Source organism: Streptomyces sp. NPDC001732 (assembly GCF_053596315.1).
This window is the reverse complement of sequence record NZ_JBSFFY010000150.1, coordinates 1-4657: the sequence shown is the minus strand read 5'-3', so window position 1 is coordinate 4657 and position 4657 is coordinate 1. Positions and strand designations below refer to the sequence as shown.

4 protein-coding genes are annotated in these 4657 nt (G+C 65.9%); 2 read left to right on the top strand and 2 right to left on the bottom strand.

Going from position 1 to position 4657, the window contains the following annotated elements:
• Positions 1-60: 60 nt before the first annotated feature.
• Entirely contained in the window at positions 61-702 is a 642-nt protein-coding gene (locus ACWCXX_RS40585; RefSeq protein WP_451136243.1) for a GIY-YIG nuclease family protein, read from the bottom strand.
• Positions 703-1651: 949 nt separating this feature from the next.
• Positions 1652-2230 carry a hypothetical protein gene (locus tag ACWCXX_RS40580; RefSeq protein ID WP_451136241.1) on the bottom strand — a complete coding sequence of 193 codons (579 nt, stop codon included), beginning with the start codon at positions 2228-2230 and terminating at the stop codon, positions 1652-1654.
• Between the two features lie 245 nt (positions 2231-2475).
• Between ACWCXX_RS40580 and ACWCXX_RS40575 the strand changes: the two genes are divergently transcribed.
• Both ACWCXX_RS40575 and ACWCXX_RS40570 read left to right on the top strand, forming a co-directional pair.
• Complete coding sequence (locus ACWCXX_RS40575; protein ID WP_451136239.1) at positions 2476-4182, top strand: IS1182 family transposase; 1707 nt, start codon at positions 2476-2478, stop codon at positions 4180-4182.
• A gap of 83 nt (positions 4183-4265) precedes the next feature.
• A partial coding sequence (locus ACWCXX_RS40570) for a transposase (RefSeq protein ID WP_451136237.1) occupies positions 4266-4657 on the top strand: 392 nt, incomplete at its 3' end.

Genomic DNA, 4657 nt, shown 5'->3' with positions numbered 1-4657 from the left:
GAACGGGGCTATCCAGGAGGGCTCCGACGCCCTGATCACACCAGACACAGCAAGATCATCTCACCCGTGACCAGTAGTTACGGGACAACCCTTAGTGTCAGTGGGCTCCTCGAACCGGCGTAGGAAGGCTTGTGCCGCCTCGTTGATCTTCTTCACGGGGTCGGCAACGCGGCGGAAGTCGAACCACTCGCCCTGCATGTGATTCTCGCGGAACTCTTTATGCAGATGCTTTTCCAGGGGATAGCCGCCCTGTGAGTTCCATCGGAGAACAAGCATGGATGCTGACCCGATTTGCAACGACTTCATCCTCTCGGGGATGTCGGTGGCCACACCAATTTTGATGATCTCCGGGACGTCTTCAGTGGAGATGGCGTAGACCGACCGGGAATCCAGGCGCTTCTCCTGGGGCTGCTGGGGGACTTGGGCCCGGCGCTCAATCCTGTCCCAGCGCTCCTCGTACTCCCTGTCCATGCGCTCGTTGATCCCCGTAGCAAGGCTATTGAGGCTGTCGCGGGCCTCCGCCGCGGTGACGGTGCCGGCTGCGACAAGGTCGAGAAGCTCGATCACAGCCGGAACTTCGATGTCCATGCCGTAACTGGAAGCGTCCTGCCTCGCATCACTTCCTTTGAGCCCCCAGTTCAGGGAGACGTTCTTGATGCGATGGCCGCCCACATTTAAGTGTACGGTGAAGGTTTGTGCCACGAAGATTCCTTTCAAGCGGAAACTGGGTCCGTTGTGGGGCCGGGCCGACCCCGCAGGGCCGACCCGGACAGGGTGTCAGAACGGGGCGGTAGCACCCGCGCTCTCGAGGTTCTTCTGTTCCGCGGCTTCAGCGGCACAGTCCTGGCAGAGCGGGCCGCCTGTGGCAGGGATCGACGCCGGGCAGAGGCCGTTGCCGCAGTCCTTCAGCAGCGGAACGGCGCGAGGCTGTACGGCCCGCTGAGGCGGCATTGCTGCATCAGGTGAAACGGAGCCCGCCAAGGTCAAGTTCGCCCCGCTGGTGCGCTCCTGGCCGCGCTTCTGAGCGCGCTGCGCCTTACGAGCCTCAAACCGCTCCGGACACGTCGAGCACTCCTCCTTCGTGTCCACGTCCACGCCAGCATCACACCGCGGGTTCGCACACCCGTACCGGTCCCCGGCCTTCAACGGCCGCACCATGGCAACCGCAGCACCAACAAGGGAGTCGATCTCCCCGGCGTAGAACTTCGACGCCCACCCGTGATGGTCCCACCGCTGCTGGATACGGGCACCAAGCTGCTCCACCGTGCGATCCGCAGCAGGAACATCACCCGCAAGAGCGTCCAGGATCGCCTGAGACAACGTCGGAACATCCGGCAGACCCTCGAGGAACTCGCCAGGGAAGTGCGCCCGCACAGCAGCTACCAGGGTCAGCTGCTCCCGGGTGTGCTTGGCCTTGCTGCCGCTCTTCTGCCCTCGAGCCGGCCGGTCGGTGTCGTCGTTCGGTGTGGGGGAGGGGCTGGTCTTGCCGGACGCGGCGAAGCCGCCTTCAGCCTCGCGCGCACGCTTACTACGGTCAGATGGCCTACGGCCGTCCCCAGGGCTACGCCCTGAAAGGGCATCGTCTTCGTCTTCAGGCTGTTCGTCTGCGGCACGCGCAGAAGAAGTCTTCTTCCTTATATGAGCACCCCCCTCACCGGGGGTCGGTCGACCGAGGGCCCCTCGGGGGGGGTGTCGGTCGAGCTCCCGAGCCCGATTCTTCACTGCCCTCCTGGTCCACGTTTCCCCTGGTCGGACCGACACCCCCCGGAGGCGGTGTCGGTCGACCGGAAGGCACGGAAGAGGCCTTCCTGGGGTCCAGCCTGGTTGGCTCAACCCGGTGCGACTTCACGTTGCCCTCGGCGTAGATCTCCTCAACCATCACCGCCACGTCAGCCGCCGTGAACGGGATCGAGTCCACGGTGAACGTGGTGTACCAGGACCCGCCGCGTTTCACGACTTCCTTGCCGTCCTCGATGACGGTCTCTGTCGTTGCCCGCTGGATCTTGAACTTGACGACGTAAGCATCCTCGACGAGAGCCCTCATGGCCTTCGACAGGGACTTCTCACCCTCGTCATAGTCATTCGACAGGGTCTCGACGTTCACGTCGGCCCCATCCTTCGCCCGAACCAGACAGGTCAGAAGACCGATGCTGAGGATCGAAGGAAGGCCATCGATCGCACCGTTGTCGACAGCGGCGAACCGGCGCGGCCGGGAAACACGCTTCCTCATGCCGTCACCCCCGCCGTACGGAGGATCACAGAGCGTGGACTTGTTGGCGTAACTCTCGCACCCGATACTGTTCTCACCGAGAACCTGCTCTCAGAAGGTGGGACTCGTTCGATGCAGCGGGCTCGAACCCCGCTGTTGCGCTTAGCTTGACTCTGTCGGGGATCTTGGAGATTCCCAGCGCGGCAGCGTGATCAACGGGCATGCTCGGGTAGTTCCGCCGATCGATGCAGTCGTCGAGGTGCCCGTTGTCCCTCCGCCCCCGTTCCGGTGAGCAAGTCCCCTCTCTGACCGCGCAGATCGCGCGGGCGAGCAACCCGGGCGGCACCACGGCGATGTGGGTGAGAGACCGGCTGGATGGGCTGTGGCGCGACGAGGACTTCGCCGACTGGTACCCGCGTGACGGGCGACCGGGCCTGTCGCCCGCCCAGCTGGCCACCGTCTGCGTGCTGCAGTTCCTGCTCGGCCTGTCGGACCGGCAGGCCGCCGAGGCGGTCCGCTGCCGCATCGACTTCAAGTACGCCATGGCCATGGAGCTGGAGGATCCCGGCTTCCACCACAGCGTGCTGACAGACTTCCGCGACCGTCTTGCCGAGGACGGCCGTGCCGACCGCCTCCTGGACCTTGCGCTGATGCGGCTCAAGGAGGCCGGGCTGGTGCGTGAGCGCACCACGCAGCGCACCGACTCCACTCATGTCCTGGCCGCCGTGCGCGACCTGACCCGCCTGGAGTTGATCACCGAGGCCCTCCGCGCCGCACTCGAAGAAGTCGCCGGCATCTCCCCTCACCTGCTCGACGGGCTGGTCGATGAGGACTGGGGACTGCGCTACGGTCGGCCGGTCCGCCTGGGGAAGAACCCCACCAAGCCCATGACGAGGATCCTTGCCACCGGGAACGACGCCGTCCGGCTTCTGGAGCACCTCTGCCGGCACGGAACAGACCACACTGCCGACCCGCGCGTCCATGCCCTGCGCCAGACCGTGGTGCAGAACTATCACCGTGATGCCGCCGGGTGCCTGCGCTGGCGCACCGCGGAGAAGGAGGGTGGGGCGGGACTGCCGCCCTCGTCCCGGGCGATCGTCTCGCCCTACGACACCTCGGCCCGCTACGCACGGCACGGGCACATCATCAGCTGGAAGGGGTTCGCCGCTCACCTGACCGAGACCTGCGCTCCCGACAGCCCCAACGTGATCACGGACGTGGCCACCACCGCGGCCACCACCCACGACAGCCAGGTCCTGCCCGGCATCCACACCCGCCTGGCGCGTCGCGGGCTGCTGCCCGACGAGCACCTGGTCGACGCCGGCTACACCTCCCTGCCCCACCTGGAACAAGCCGACCGGGAACACCAGGTCACCGTCTCCGGGCCGCTGAAGAGCAACCCCACGCACCAGCACCGCCGAGGCGAGGGCTTCGCCCGGGACGACTTCCACATCGACTTCGATCGTCGGCAGGTCACCTGTCCCCAGGGGCAGGTCAGCGCGGGTTGGCACGGCCCCTACCCGACCTCTTCGCCCACCGCCGCCCCGCTGATCGTGGCCCGGTTCACCAAGAGCCAGTGCCGTCCCTGCCCGTCCCGCGCTCAGTGCACCAGCACCACCGACAGCGCCCGCACCGTGGGGTTTCCCCCGCGCGAGCTCCACGACCTACAACTCCGCGTCCGTACCGAACAGCAGACGCCCGAGTGGAAGGCCAGATACGCGGTCCGCTCCGGAGTGGAGGGCACGGTCAACGAGTTCGCCCACGGACACGGCATGCGCCGCTGCCGCTACCGAGGACACGGGAAGGCCCATGTTCAGCACGTCCTGACGGCCATCGCCGTCAACATCGAGCGCCTCCGCCGACTGCCACCGACCGAGGAACCCCCGACACCCCGCCGACCGACCGCCTTCCAGAACTACCTCCACCAGCGCGAGATTCCCCGGCCGAAGTCATGGCGAACCCTGGGCACCTGACATCAACAACTCCAAGATCCCCGACAGAGTCAAGCTTAGGGTCTGTTGCGAAAGTGGATCTTGGTCGTGGATGATCACGCCCTGTGGGGCGTGGTGATCTGACGAATGGACAGTGGGCCCGGCTTGAGCCGTTGTTGCCGCAGGGCATCAAGCCGGGCCGTCCGCCGGTGTGGACGCGACGGCAGCTGATAGACGGCATTCGGTGGCGGACCCGTACCGGTGCTCCCTGGCGTGATGTGCCGGAACGCTACGGGCCCTGGGAGCGGGTCTACGACCTGTGTGCGCCGTGCGGCGCTTCGCTGTATCCCCGACTCACTCGGGAGGAACTTGGAGGAATGTTTCTGGGTCGCCTGACTTACTTGGAGGCGAAAGCCGAAGGGGACAATAGCATGTCAGGAACGCGGTGGTCGTCTGGAGGTATCCAGGGCGGAGCTCCGCAAGACCCGCGCGATATGGCCAAGGCTGGATTGCTTGA